The organism is Neorhizobium sp. CSC1952 (assembly GCF_030378245.1).
Classification (GTDB): domain Bacteria; phylum Pseudomonadota; class Alphaproteobacteria; order Rhizobiales; family Rhizobiaceae; genus Neorhizobium; species Neorhizobium oryzae_A.
Genome location: NZ_CP128416.1, coordinates 3,823,183 through 3,836,762, shown reverse-complemented (window position 1 = coordinate 3,836,762; position 13,580 = coordinate 3,823,183). Strand labels below are relative to the sequence as shown.

Sequence of the window (13,580 nt, the reverse complement as noted above, 5' to 3'; positions counted from 1 at the left end):
CTCGCGCCGGTCGATAACGGACGTGTACACACGACGGATGAAGAATCCTTAATTACGGACCGCCCAGGCCGCGTCCGAAGGTGCCGCGACCGTGACCGGCCGGCCGATGCCGACATCGGCAAGCGAGGGCGTTTCCACATGCAGCGTCTGGGCCGGAGTCTTGACCATGATCGAACGGTGCGGGCCCCGGAAGATCGCCTGTGAAATCTCGCCCGACCAGGAAAGCCCGCCGTTCACCGTGCCGGTCTCCCGGATATGCAGGTTTTCCGGCCGCACCATGACGGTGACGTCAGCACCCTTCGGCATTTCGCTCGCCGCATGACATTCGCCGGACCACCCCTGCCCTTCGACATCCAGCTTGTAATACTGGCCGCCGTTTGGGCGACAATCCCTGACCTTCGCATCGAGCAGGTTCGGGGTGCCGAAAAAGGCCGCCACCTGTCGGTTTTCCGGCCTGCGGTAGATGTCTTCCGGCGCGCCCACCTGCAGGATCTTGCCGCCATGCATGACGACGACCCGGTCGGAGAGCGCCATGGCCTCCGACTGATCGTGTGTCACGTAGAGCGCGGTGATCTTCAGCCGCTGCTGGAGCTGGCGGAACTCGTCGCCCATCTGGGTGCGCAGCCGCGCGTCGAGGTTGGAGAGCGGCTCATCGAGAAGCAGCACCTCCGGCTCGAAAACGAGGGCGCGGGCAATCGCCACGCGCTGCTGCTGACCGCCCGAAAGTGCCGGCGACGGGCGCTCCGCATATTGCTCCATCTCGACGAGCCGCAACGCGTTCATGACCCGATCCTGGATTTCCTTGTCCGGGCGGCGGCGGATGCGCAGCGGATAGGCGACGTTGTCGAACACCGTCATGTGCGGCCAGATCGCATAGGACTGAAAAACCATCCCGAGGCGGCGCCGCTCGGAGGGCACGAAATAGCCCTTGTCCGCATCCGAGACCACATTGTCTCCGATCGAGATGCGCCCGCCGGTGTTCTTTTCGAGCCCCGCCACCATGCGCAGCGTCGTCGTCTTGCCGCAACCCGACGGCCCGAGCAGCGTGACGAATTCGCCGCTCTTGATCTTCAGGTTCACGTGATCCACGGCCGTGATCGCGCCATACATGCGGGTCACGTTTTCGAGCGTTACCGAAGCCATATTTCTCTTCCTTGCCGAGCGCGGATTTGGAAATCCGCTGACTGAAAAATCGATTGGTGCCGGCGGCCGCAGCCGCCGGATCGGGTTCAAAGCTTGCTGATGCGGGCCTTGATGAAGCGAAGCTGCACCCAGCGGAACAGGATGACGAGCAACATCATCATCAGACCGATGACGCTCACCTGTTCGGCATTGCCGTTCGCCCACAGTTTCAGGAGCACGACGGCCAAGGTCTCCGAACCGACCGAATAGAGCAGGATCGATGCGGACAGCTCGCGCATGATGCCGAAGAAGGTGAGCACCCAGCCGACCGCGAAAGCGGGCCAGGCGAGCGCCACGAGGATGCGCCAGAGGGTCTGCAGCCAGCTTGCGCCGTGAACGCGGGAGCATTCTTCCAGATCGTAGGAAAGCTGGTGGTAGGAGCCCGTCATGACGCGCACGGCGACCGGGGTTCCGAGCGCGATATAGGCAAGCAACAGCGCCCAGATGGTCCCGTAGATCGGGATCGGCCCCGGCAGCATGGCAAACGCCCAGAGGAAGCCGACGCCGAGCACCATGCCGGGCATCATCCAGGGAAGCCAGGCCATGCCGTCGATCAGGCTGCGGCCCCGCCACTTGGTACGCACCGAGATATAGGCGACGATCGCACCGAGCGCCATGGTCGCGGTCGCGCCAAGCAGGCCGAGCACCATCGTGTTACGCATAGCCCGCCAGAATTCGGAATTCGAGAAGACCGCCCTGTAATGCTCCAGCGTCAGCATGTCGTAGGTATAGAAACCGAAGAACCGGAAGAAGGAGCCGAGCAGAAGCTGGCCGACCGGCAAAACGACGGTGACTAAGAAGAAGAGCACACAGATCGCGAAGGTCACCCAACGCCAGGGGCCGAGTTCCATCACGTTCGGACGGAACCCCTTGCCGGTGACCGTCTGGAAACTCTTGCCGCGCAGGATCGCCCATTGCGCGATGACCAGCAGGAACATCAGCCCCATGATCGCGAAGGAAAGCGAGGTCGCGTACTGGTAATCCGGTGTCGCGCGGTGGTTGATCGACTCGTAGATATCCGTGGTGATCACCTTGATGCCGGCCGGCAGGCCGAAGAACAGCGCCGACTCGAAGGTCTCGATGCCCTTGATGAAGCTCAGCATGAAGGAACTGGTCAGCACCGGCAGCATCAGGAGCAGCGTGACCTTGCGGAAGGTCGTCCAGCGCGAGGCGCCGCACATGCGGCTCGATTCCTCGAGCGACGGGTCCATCGCCCGGAATGCATCGACCATGAACAGGAAAAGGAAGGGGATCGAATACTGGCACATGTGCCAGATGACCCCGCCATAGGAATAGATGTTGATCAGCGGGTCCTGGGCACCGGTGAGCCAGCGCCACACCATGTTGATGACGCCGACCTGCGGATTGGCGAGCATGCCCCAGGCCATCGCCGTCAGGATCGGCGGGATGAAGAAGGGCAGCGTGATCAGCACTTCCAGCGTCCCGCGGAACGGCGTGTCGGTGCGCGCGACGATCCAGGCGAGAAACACCGCGATCGTCAGCGACGGAATGGTTTTCGCAAGCGAAATGCCGACCGTATTGACCAGAACGATGAGGTTCTGGGTCGTCATGATCGAGCGGTATCCGTTGAGGTTGAACTCGCCGGCCATCCCGGGAGGCGTCGAATGCAGGCTGCCGTAAAGCAACATGGAGAGCGGATAGATCGTCAGGAAGCCGAGGATTAAGATCAGCAACAGCATGCCGATCAGGCGCGTCAGCGAGCCGCCCGAAAAAGCGCGCGTAATGGCATTGCCGCCGAGAACCGGCGTGGTGTCGTTGATATCGTCCAGGGAGCGATTATGGATAATCGTCATAAGGATCCTCGCTGCTCCAATGTCATGGGAAAGCGCCTCCGCCGGATCGTATCCCGGCGGAGGTGCTGTAATATCACTTGAAGATGTCCTTCGACTTCGCGAGCATCTCGTTCTGGCGGGTCGTGTCCGTCGTGCCGTAGAGCTTGGCTTCGGAAATCGCCTTGACGTCCGCCGGCAGGCCCTCGGTCATGCCGTCAAGCACGGGGCCGTAGCCGAGGCTTGCGTAGATCTTCTGCACGACCGGCCCCTGCAGGAAGTCGAGATAGAGCTTCGCGGCGTTCGGATGCGGTGCCTTCTTGAGCAGAACGTTGCCGTAAAGGACATACGGCACGCCCTCTTCCGGAATGATGAACTTGACCGGGAGACCCTTGAGATCCGAAAAATCGGTCAGGATGACCGGCATGTAGATCGAATATTCGCCGCGGGCGGTGCGCCGCTGCGATTCGCGCTGGTCGCGCGTGAAGGAGAGCTTCTGGGCCGCGACCTTCCTGGCATAGTCCTCGCCGATCCGATCATGGGTCGAGAAGAACCAGAGATAGCCGGCCCCGATCGCACGCGGATCATCGGAGAGAATCTTGCCCTGCCATTTCGGATCGGCAAGGTCCTTCCAGCTCTTCGGCTCGTCCTCCGGCTTGACGAGGCCGGTATTGACCATGATGCCGTAAGGAATGGTCATCACCGAAGCCATCGGCACCTTGAGCTTGAACCTGTCGTTGATCTTCTGGGAATTCGGCGTCACCGGCAGCGGATCGACCGACTTGTCCTCCTTGTCGTAGAGCATCGTCTGCCCTTCGCTGGTAAACATCACGTCGGCCGCGAAACGACCGGCCGCCTGCTCGACGCGGACACGCTCGCGGATTTCGCTGGCGCGCGCCTCAAGGATCTCGACGTCGATGCCGTATTCCTTGGTGAAGGCCTCGGCGATCGCCTTGGTGCTCGGCTGGCCTACAAGGGCGGTATAGAGGACGAGCGTGCCCTCCTTCTTGCCCGCTTCGATCACTTTCTGCCATTCGGCATCCTGCGCGTGAACCGGCAGGCCTGCCGCCGCCGCGATGGCAATGCTGCCTGCGGCCGTCAGAAAAAACCGGCGCGACCAATTGCGAATGGCCGAAGTCCTGAATGTCGTTCTCGTCACGTATCTCTCCTCCCTGGAACCGACGATGGGGCGCGATGGCGAATTGCGACATCGACGCTGAAACTGCCTGCGGCCACCCTGCCGCAATGTCCTTCTCCACTTGACGGCACCGTTTTCCCGGACGATGCCGTCGCCTCCGCCCGCCTGAAAGGCCATGGCGGGATTTACGTCCTGTCAGTGTCTACCGTTCCGGCCTGGACCAGGTCGATCTCGCGCACCCGCAGTGACAAGCTCCCTGATACGTACCGCGCGATACGGCACGAAAAGCTTTCCGTTCGGGCAAGATCGGCATCTGCCAATTGAAACTCCCTAATTCCGAATTCCGACCCAACACCTGTCTTTTCCGCCACCGGAACGGCGGCGCAGGGCACCGGAATTTCCTCCATTGCTAGATTGACCTTTTCCCTTGCAGTGGAAAAGCACCATTTTTTTACATTCACTTTTCTCGAAAATAGAAAGATGAATCGTGGTAGCTTTCCTGCGGAGGACCGCCCTTTCGGGCGGCTTGGGAGACTTAAAGCATTGGATACGCTCATCAATATTCGTACGTTTCTGGCGGTTGCCAGATCCGGCAGCTTCTCGGCGGCCGGCCGTCATCTCGGTGTCGCGCCGTCCGTCGTGACGAAGCGCATCAGCCGCCTGGAGGACGAAATGCGGGTGAAGCTCTTCGTCCGCTCGACCCGCCAGCTCATCCTGACGGAAGTCGGCGAACGTTACCTGCCGCGCTACCAGTCACTGGTGAAGGAGATAGACGATGCGATCAGCGGCGCCGCCGCGGTTGCCCAGCGCATCGAGGGACATCTGCGCATCAAGGCGCCGACGACGGTGACGATCGCTTTCCTCGCCCGCATCCTTAGCGACTTCCAGCAGGAAAATCCCAACGTCACCATGGACCTCGCCCTGGTGGACCGATCCGTCAACCCTGCGGAAGAGGGATATGACATCGCGCTTGGGGCGCTCCCCGCCTCCTATTCCAACGTCATCGACGAACCGCTCTGTCCCTATCCGCGGAAGCTCTGCGCCGCCCCGTCCTATCTCGAAAGCCGCGGCATCCCGAAACATCCCCGCGATCTCGTCAACCATATCTGCCTGACATTTCATGCTACGGGCTCGACCTGGTCCTTTCTGAGCCCCGGGGGACCGATCGATGTCGAGGTGCGTTCCGCCTTCAGCGCCAACGATACGCAGATACTCCACGACCTGGCCTTGCGCGGCCGCGGCATCGCCATGGTGGCAAGCTATGTCGCCGAGGAATCGATCCGAACCGGCAAGCTGATCGAACTCATGCCGGACTATCCGGTGGCGGAACTCTGGCTGAAGGCGCTGATTCCCCAGACCCAGGCCCGCAAGCCCAGTGTCCGGGCGGTGATGGACTGGCTGAAAGTCCATATGCATGCCTCGCTGGTAAGCGGCGACAGGCCCGGCCGCGACGCCGCATCTTTGCTCTAGGAGAAAAAGCAAAGGCCGTTCAGCTTTCTCGTTTTGCGAAAGCCGCTCGGACGAAAAAGAGTATTCTCACTCGCTCGACCGCCCCTTACCCTTCCAAATCGAGGAAACGCATCGCTGATGCGATGAGCGGCAGCCGCCTGAAGGGTACCGCTCGGGAGTAAGGCTTCTGCCTGCCGCTGAGGAAGTGGCGGCCGAACAGACAGGGAGGTTTGCGCGGTGGATACTGCTGTGATGCAGCGGAACCCGGTGCTTTCGCAATTGGGCGCGATTGATTGTGACGTTCACCCCGATGCGCCGCAGCGTGCGGATCTGATGCCCTATTTCGACGATTACTGGCAGGAGATCATGGTCTCCCGCGATGTCGACCGGCTGGAACTCACCAATTTCCCGACCCGCAGCAAGCCCTTCTTCCGCGAGGACTGGAAGGCGACGGAAGGAAAAGGGGTCGAGAAGCTCCGCAAGAACCTGCTCGACCCATTCGGCCTGAAATACGCGATTCTCAACTGCGTCACCGGCGTTCATGCGATCTACGATCCCTACCTCGCGACGGCGATTTGCCGAGCCACCAATGACTGGCTGAAGGCGGAATGGCTGGACCGGGATCCGCGCCTGCGCGCCTCGCTCGTTCTGCCGATGCAGAACCCCGAAGCGGCCGTCGAGGAGATCGAGCGGTTTGCCGACGACAAGCGCTTCGTGCAGGTTCTGGCGCTTTGCATGGGCGAAATGCCCCTCGGCCGCCGCCTCTACTGGCCGGTTTACGAGGCCGCGCAACGTCACGGTTTCACGCTCGGCGTGCATGCCGGCAGCACCTATCGCCACGCGCCGAGCCAGAGCGGCTTCCTCTCCTACCTGGCGGAGGATTACGTCCACCAGATCCAGGGCTTTGCCGCCCAGGTCGGCAGCTTCGTCGCCGAAGGGGTGCTCGGCAAGTTCCCCGGCATGAAGATCGTGCTGATCGAATCCGGCGTCTCGTGGCTGCCCGGCCAGATGTGGCGGATGAGCAAGGATTGGCGCGGCGCCCGCATCGAGGTGCCCTGGGTGAAGGAGCCGCCGGCATCGCTGATCCGCCGCCAGATCCGCATGACCACGCAACCTTTCGACGCCCCGCGGGACCCGAAGGAGCTGGAGCACATCATCGAGCATCTCGATGCCGACGACATGCTGCTCTTCTCCACCGACTATCCGCATGCGCAGTTCGAGGGCGACGCCGCCATTCCCGCGGGCTTCCCGGAACGCCTGATTGACCGGCTGGTCCGGGAGAACGCGCTCGCCACCTATCCGCGGCTGGAGGGCTAAGCCATGAATCAGACCATTCTGGAAAAGGACACCAAAGCCGAAGCCAAGCTCGGCATCGTCGATTGCGACATCCATCCGGCGCTCGGCACGCCGGGCGAGCTTGCGAAATTCCTGCCCGCACGCTGGCGCGACCATCTGGCGGACTATGGACAGCGCAGCGCCAACCCGGTCGTCGGCACCCTTCCCTATCCGCGCATGACGCCCGGCAACGGCATGCGCCGCGATGCCTGGCCTCCGAACGGCGGGCCGCCGGCCTCCGACCTCGCCTATCTGCGCGAGCAGCTTCTCGATCCGCTTGGTATTGAATACGGCGTACTGCAGCCGCTCGCGGCCGGTTCCTCGACGCTGAACCAGGAGCTCGGTGCAGCCATGTGCGTCGCCGTCAACGACTGGCAGATCGACAAATGGATGGCCCCGGAACCGCGTCTCAAGGGATCGATCTGCGTCACGCAGGAGGACGTCCCCTCCGCGCTCGCCGAAATCGAAGCGCGCTTCGGCGACACGCGTTTCGTGCAGATCGCCATTCCGCCGCGCACAATCGAACCGGCCGGACGGCGGCGCTACTGGCCGATCTACGAAGCGGCCGAACACTACGATCTGCCGATCGGCATGCATTCCGCCGCCTATGGGCAGCACACCAATAGCGGCGCAGGCTGGCTGTCCTTCTATATCGAGGAACATTACGCGTTCTCGCACAGCCTGCAGAGCGTCGTGACGAGCATGATCTTCGAAGGCGTTTTCGAGCGCTTCCCGAAGCTGAAGCTCGTCGTCGTCGAAGGCGGCTTCGCCTGGGCCGCACCGCTGATGTGGCGGCTCGACAAACAATGGGAACGGATGCGTTCGGAGGTTCCGCATGTGAAACGGCCGCCATCGGAATATCTCCGCGAAAACGTCTGGTTCACGACGCAGCCGATCGAGGAGCCGGAGAACAACCGCCATCTGCTGGATACGCTGCGGTGGGTCGGCACGGACCGGCTGATGTTTTCGACCGACTATCCGCATTGGGATTTCGACGATCCGCGCTACGCCTTCAAGGTGCCGCTGTCGCCGACCGAACGCGCGCAGATCTTTCGCGAAAACGCAAAAGCCGTCTACCGCCTGCCCTGACCCGGAGCGCCCCGCATGAATGAAATGATCAGATCGTTAGGCAAGGAATCGAGGCTTTCGACGGTCGGCGGCATAGACTGCGACCTGCATCCGGCCTCGCCGGCAACGACGACGCTGCTCCCCTATCTCGACGACTATTGGCGCGAGACCTTTGTCATGCGAGGCGTCGACCGGCTGAGCCTGGCGATGACGTCCTCGCCGGCCCGCGCACCGATCAACGTCCGCGCCGACTGGAGGGCGAAGAGCGGTTTCGCCGGCGACACGCTGGAGACGGTCCGCTCCCAGGCGCTCGATCCTTTCGGCACGCGGCTTGCAATCTGCAACGTCCTGCACGGCTCGATGATCATGCATTCCGACGACATGGCTGCAGCCCTTTGCGGCGCGGTCAACGAATGGCTGGCGCGGGAATGGCTCGACAAGGAACCGCGCCTGCGCGGATCGATCATCGTCTCCGCCCAGAATGCCGAGCTTGCCGTCGCCGAGATCGAGACGCGCGCCGACGACAATCGTTTCGTGCAGGTGCTGATCCTCGCCCAGAACGACGAACCGCTCGGCCGCCGCCGCTATTGGCCGATCTACGAGGCGGCCGCCCGCAATAAGCTGCCCATCTGTATTCATGCCGGCGGCAGCAACCGCCATGCGCCGACCGCAACCGGCTGGCCGAGCTTCTTCGTGGAAGCCTATGTGGCGCAGGGTTCGATCTTCGAGAGCCAGTTGCTCAGCCTGGTTGCCGAAGGCGTCTTCCACAAGATACCGGAGCTCAAGGTGGTCTTCGCCGAGAGCGGCTTCACCTGGCTTCCCTCCTTCTTCTGGCGGGCCGACAAGACCTGGCGCGGCGTCCGCGCCGAAACGCCTTGGGTGACCGAACAGCCGAGCGACATCGTCAAGCGGCACGTGCGCTTCACGCTGCAGCCGGTCGAGGCCCCGCTGGAGACCGACGCTCTCGTTCGAACGCTGGCCCACATCGACTGCGACGACATCCTGCTGTTCTCGACCGACTATCCGCATGCCCAGTTTGAAGGACTGAACGCACTTCCCGCCGCGCTCGGGGAAACGCTTGCCCGCAAGATCATGATCGACAACCCGCTCGCCACCTATCCGCGGATCGCCGCGGATTTCGGAAAGGAGGTCTCGAAATGACAGAAGCGCAGACACTCGAACGCCCGGTCGGGGCAAAGGCCAAATACAATCTGATCGATTGCGACATCCATCCGTCGATGAAGACGCCGGCGGAAATGCATCCGTATCTGTCGCAGCGCTGGCGGGATCATCTGGCCACCTATGGCGGCCATACCCGGCAGGGACTTGCCGAAACGCTCTCCCATCCGCGCATGGTGCCGGAAGTCTCGCGCGTCGATTCCTGGCCGCCGGCCGGCGGACCGCCGGGCTCCGACCTGCCCTTCCTGCGCGAACAGCATCTCGACGGGCTCGGCATCGACATCGGGGTGCTTGTGCCGCTGCGCTTCAACGCCAGCGGCCAGCGCCATCCGGACTTTGCCGCCGCGATCGCCACGGCCATCAACGACTGGCAGGTCGGCAAATTCCTGGAGCCGGAACCGCGGCTGCGCGGCTCGATCATCGCCACACAGGAAGATCCGGCCAATGCCGTGGCAGAAATCAACCGCCGCGCCTCCGACAGGCGCTTTCTGCAGATCCTCCTGCCGCCGCGCTCCATCGAACCGCTCGGCAAGCGCCGTCACTGGCCGATCTTCGAGGCCGCGCTCAGCCATAACCTGCCGATCTCGATGCATGTGGGGGGCATCGGCGGCCACCAGGCCACCGGCGCCGGCTGGCCTTCCTACTATATCGAGGAGCACCACAGCCAGGTGCAGACCATGCAGGCGATCATCGCCAGCCTGATCTTCGAAGGCGTCTTCGAGCAGTTCCCGGACTTGAAGGTCTCCTTCGTCGAGGGCGGCTTCTCCTGGGTACCGGCCTATGGCTGGCGCATGGACAAGGCCTGGGCGGCCATGCGCGACGAGGTTCCGCATGTGAAGCGGCCGCCGTCCGAATACCTCAGACAGAACATCTGGTTCACGACCCAGCCGATGGAGGAGCCGAACCCGGCCAGGAACCTCACCGATACGCTCAACTGGATCGGCACGGACCGGCTGATGTTCTCGACCGACTATCCGCACTGGGATTTCGACGATCCCCGCTATGCCTTCAAGGTGCCGCTCACCGCGGCAGAAAAAGCGGCGATCTTCGCCGGAAACGCTGTCAACTTCTATGGATTGAACTGAGAATGGCTCGTCACGTCGTCGCCAAGGTCGATGAACTCGATATCGGCAAATCGAAACTGGTGAAGGTCGCAGGCCGCGACATCGCCCTCTTCAACGTCAAAGGCGAGTTCTTCGCCATCGCCAACCGTTGCCCGCATGAGGGCGCCGACCTCTGCCGGGGCCAGATGGTGGGGCTCGCCGAATCCGACGAACCGGGCCAGTACCGCATGACGCGGCACGGCGAGCTCGTTCGCTGCCCCTGGCACGGCTGGGAATTCGACATCCGCACCGGCAAATCCTGGTGCGACCCGGCGCGCACGCGGGTGAAAAGCTTCGACGTCTCCGTCGCCAGCGGCGGAGCGCTCGTGGAAGGTCCCTATCAGGCCGAAACCTTTCCGGTCTCCATCGATGAAGACTACGTGGTCGTGGAGATCTGAACGTCCATCAAGCGAGCACTCCAGGGAGGAGAATAATGTCGTTTATCCGGAAATTGACCGCATTCGCGCTCGGCGCAATGCTCGCTGCACCTGCGCTTGCGCAGGATGCCCGCTGGGACAAGGTGGTGGAAGCCGCCAAGAAAGAAGGAACGGTCACCGTCTACAACTCGCAGCTCGGCGCGCCGAATTTCGTCGCCGTCATCGAGTCCTTTCAGGAGAAATATGGCATCAAGGTCGAGTCGCTGGACGTGCGCGCCAGCGAACTCACCGAACGCCTGCGCTCCGAACAGACCGCCGGCCGCTACCTCGCCGACATCCAGATGCACTCGGCGAATTCGATCGAAACGGGCAAGGCTCAAGGCATTGCCGTCGAACCGCTCGGCAATATCCCGAACGTCGCCAATATCCGCGACGACATGAAGAAGGAAGTGACCGACGATCATGTGCCGGGTTTTCTGCAGGCCTATGGCATTCTGGTGAATACCGGCCTCGTGAAGCCGGAGGACGAGCCGAAGAGCTGGAAAGACCTTGCCGACCCGAAATGGAAAGGCAAGATCCTTTCCGACGACATGCGTCCGCTCGGCTCCGGCGGCACCATGTTCGTGGTCTTCAACAAGTCCTTCGGCCAGGCGTTCAACGAACAGCTCGCCGAAAACAAGCCGGTCTTCAGCCGCGACCTGCGCAACGACGCCCGTCGCGTGGCCCGTGGCGAATATCCGATCTACATCCCGCAGATGTTCGCCTTCGCCAACGATTTGCAGGGTCTGCCGATCAAGGTCGTGGTCCCGGAGGAAGGCGTTCCCTATGTCTCGATCCACTTCGCGATCATGAAGAACGCGCCGCATCCGAACGCGGCCAGGCTCTTCATCAACCATTTCCTCGAGATGGAATCGCAGGTCACCTACGCCAAGGCCTGGATGCTGCCGGTGGTGAAAGGCGTGGAAGATCAGCTGGACCCCGAATCCAAGCGCTTCGCCAGCGCAAAGCTGCTCGGCACCCGCGAGCTGGACGAATACGGTCCGATGATGGATCTTGCCAAGAAGATCTATCCATAAGGTCGGGCGACCCTAAAAACATCCTCTCCGGATGGAAGAAACGGTGTGTCGCCCGCGCGGTTTGCGATACACCGTCCGCATCGCGCATAAGGTAAGCCCCCGCCACGACCTAAACCTTTCTATCGCAAAGGAAATGCGCTTCCACCCGCCCGGTCGACGAGAATTTGTTCCCGAAGGCATGGAAGTGAAATTTCCTGCCTGTGCGGCGGACGATTTCGCTGGCAATATCCTGTTCGAAAAGCTGGACGCAGGAGAGAGCCATGACGATCGCCGACCTATCCCGACGCACTCTTTTACAGGCGGGCGCCGCCCTCCTCGCCTCGACGGCGCTCCCGACTTTCGCCCGCGCCCAGAATGCGCCTTCCGGTGGCCGCCTCATCGTCGCCGCCGATTCCGAGCCGAAGAACCTCAATCCGGCGATCGTTGCCTCCAACGGCGTTTTCTTCGTCGCCAGCAAGGTGGTCGAGCCGCTCGCCGAAGCCTCGTTCGAGGGCAAGGACGGTCTTTCTCCGCGTCTGGCGACCTCCTGGGAAGGCTCTGCGGACGGCAAGTCCGTCACCTTCAAGCTGCGCGAAGGCGTGAAATGGCACGACGGCAAGCCCTTTACCTCCGCCGACGTCGCCTTCTCCGCCCTCAGCATCTGGAAGCCGCTGCAGAATCTCGGCCGCCTCGTCTTCGCCAATCTCGAAGCCGTCGACACGCCGGATGAAACGACGGCGGTCTTCCGCTTCTCCAAGCCGACGCCGCTGCAGCTCATCCGCAACGCGCTGCCGGTCGTCAGCAGCGTCGTGCCGAAGCACGTCTATGAAGGCACCGACATCGGCGCCAATCCGGCCAATGTGAAGCTTGTCGGCACCGGCCCGTTCAAGTTCACCGAGTACAAGCCGGGCGAATATTACCGCCTGACCAGGAACGAGGATTATTGGGCGGAGGGTGAGCCGAAGCTGGACGAGGTCATCTTCCGCGTGCTGCCGGATCGTGCCGGGGCCGGCACGGCGCTGGAGGCGGAGGAAATACAGCTTGCTGCCTTCTCCGCCGTGCCGCTCACCGATCTCGACCGCATTTCCAAGGTGCCGGGCATCAAGGTGATTTCGAAGGGCTACGAGGCGCTCACTTACCAGCTCGTGGTGGAGATCAACCATCGCCGCAAGGAGCTGGCCGACCTGAAGGTACGTCAGGCGATCGCCCATGCGATCGACAGGAAATTTGTCGTCGACACGATCTTCCTCGGCTACGCCGCCGCCTCCACCGGTCCCGTGCCGAAGAACGCGCCGGAATTCTATGACGCCGACGTACCCACCTATGATTTCGACATCGCCAAGGCCAATGCGCTGCTGGACGAGGCCGGCTACAAGAAGGGCGCCGACGGCACCCGCTTTTCGCTGAAGCTTCGCCCCGCTCCCTATTTCAACGAAACGAAGCAGTTCGGAGACTACCTGCGCCAGGCGCTGGCCGCCGTCGGCATCGACGCCCAGTTGGTGAATGCCGATTCCGCCGCGCATCAGAAGGCGGTCTATACGGATCACGATTTCGACCTGGCGGTCGCGCCGCCTGTCTTCCGCGGCGATCCGGCGATTTCGACCACCATCCTTGTAAAATCCGGAACGCCCGCCGGCGTCCCTTTTTCGAACCAGGGCGGGTATGCGAACAAGCAGCTGGACGATATCATCGCCAAAGCAGCCGAGACCGTCGATACGGCAGCGCGTACGGACCTTTACCGCCAGTTCCAGAAGCTTGTCGCGGCCGACCTGCCGCTGATCAACGTCGCCGAATGGGGCTTCATCACGGTGGCACGCGACACGGTGCTGAACGTCTCCAACAATCCGCGCTGGGCGGTATCGAACTGGGCGGATACCGCGCTGCAATCGTGATAGGGTCGCTCT

11 protein-coding genes are annotated in these 13,580 nt (G+C 62.4%); 8 read left to right on the top strand and 3 right to left on the bottom strand.

Translation table 11 applies throughout. The features are described 5' to 3' along the window. Positions 1-48: 48 nt before the first annotated feature. The 3 genes from QTA58_RS18645 to QTA58_RS18635 all read right to left on the bottom strand — a co-directional run bounded on the left by QTA58_RS18645 (position 49) and on the right by QTA58_RS18635 (position 4,131). Positions 49-1,143, bottom strand: coding sequence for an ABC transporter ATP-binding protein (locus QTA58_RS18645; protein ID WP_289670087.1), 1,095 nt, complete (start codon positions 1,141-1,143; stop codon positions 49-51). An 86-nt stretch (positions 1,144-1,229) separates the two neighbouring features. Next, positions 1,230-2,996 (bottom strand): iron ABC transporter permease, encoded by a 1,767-nt coding sequence (locus QTA58_RS18640; RefSeq protein WP_289670085.1) that lies wholly within the window; start codon positions 2,994-2,996, stop codon positions 1,230-1,232. Positions 2,997-3,069: 73 nt separating this feature from the next. Beyond that, positions 3,070-4,131, bottom strand: coding sequence for an extracellular solute-binding protein (locus QTA58_RS18635; RefSeq protein WP_289670083.1), 1,062 nt, complete (start codon positions 4,129-4,131; stop codon positions 3,070-3,072). A gap of 522 nt (positions 4,132-4,653) precedes the next feature. Between QTA58_RS18635 and QTA58_RS18630 the strand changes: the two genes are divergently transcribed. The 8 genes from QTA58_RS18630 to QTA58_RS18595 all read left to right on the top strand — a co-directional run bounded on the left by QTA58_RS18630 (position 4,654) and on the right by QTA58_RS18595 (position 13,568). Beyond that, positions 4,654-5,580, top strand: a complete 927-nt coding sequence (locus tag QTA58_RS18630) for a LysR family transcriptional regulator (RefSeq protein ID WP_085424719.1) — start codon at positions 4,654-4,656, stop codon at positions 5,578-5,580. A gap of 216 nt (positions 5,581-5,796) precedes the next feature. Next, positions 5,797-6,876 (top strand): amidohydrolase family protein, encoded by a 1,080-nt coding sequence (locus QTA58_RS18625; protein ID WP_289670081.1) that lies wholly within the window; start codon positions 5,797-5,799, stop codon positions 6,874-6,876. Positions 6,877-6,879: 3 nt separating this feature from the next. Next, the gene (locus QTA58_RS18620) at positions 6,880-7,983 is read left to right on the top strand and encodes an amidohydrolase family protein (protein ID WP_289670080.1); all 1,104 of its coding nucleotides are present in this window, start codon (positions 6,880-6,882) and stop codon (positions 7,981-7,983) included. A 15-nt stretch (positions 7,984-7,998) separates the two neighbouring features. After that, complete coding sequence (locus QTA58_RS18615; RefSeq protein WP_289670079.1) at positions 7,999-9,123, top strand: amidohydrolase family protein; 1,125 nt, start codon at positions 7,999-8,001, stop codon at positions 9,121-9,123. Beyond that, positions 9,120-10,226, top strand: coding sequence for an amidohydrolase family protein (locus QTA58_RS18610; protein WP_289670078.1), 1,107 nt, complete (start codon positions 9,120-9,122; stop codon positions 10,224-10,226). Before QTA58_RS18615 ends, QTA58_RS18610 begins: the two co-directional genes overlap by 4 nt. A gap of 2 nt (positions 10,227-10,228) precedes the next feature. Next, positions 10,229-10,642, top strand: coding sequence for a Rieske (2Fe-2S) protein (locus QTA58_RS18605; RefSeq protein WP_085424724.1), 414 nt, complete (start codon positions 10,229-10,231; stop codon positions 10,640-10,642). A 35-nt stretch (positions 10,643-10,677) separates the two neighbouring features. Beyond that, entirely contained in the window at positions 10,678-11,697 is a 1,020-nt protein-coding gene (locus QTA58_RS18600) for an extracellular solute-binding protein (protein WP_289670075.1), read from the top strand. A gap of 260 nt (positions 11,698-11,957) precedes the next feature. Beyond that, positions 11,958-13,568, top strand: coding sequence for an ABC transporter substrate-binding protein (locus QTA58_RS18595; RefSeq protein WP_289670073.1), 1,611 nt, complete (start codon positions 11,958-11,960; stop codon positions 13,566-13,568). Positions 13,569-13,580 lie beyond the last annotated feature (12 nt).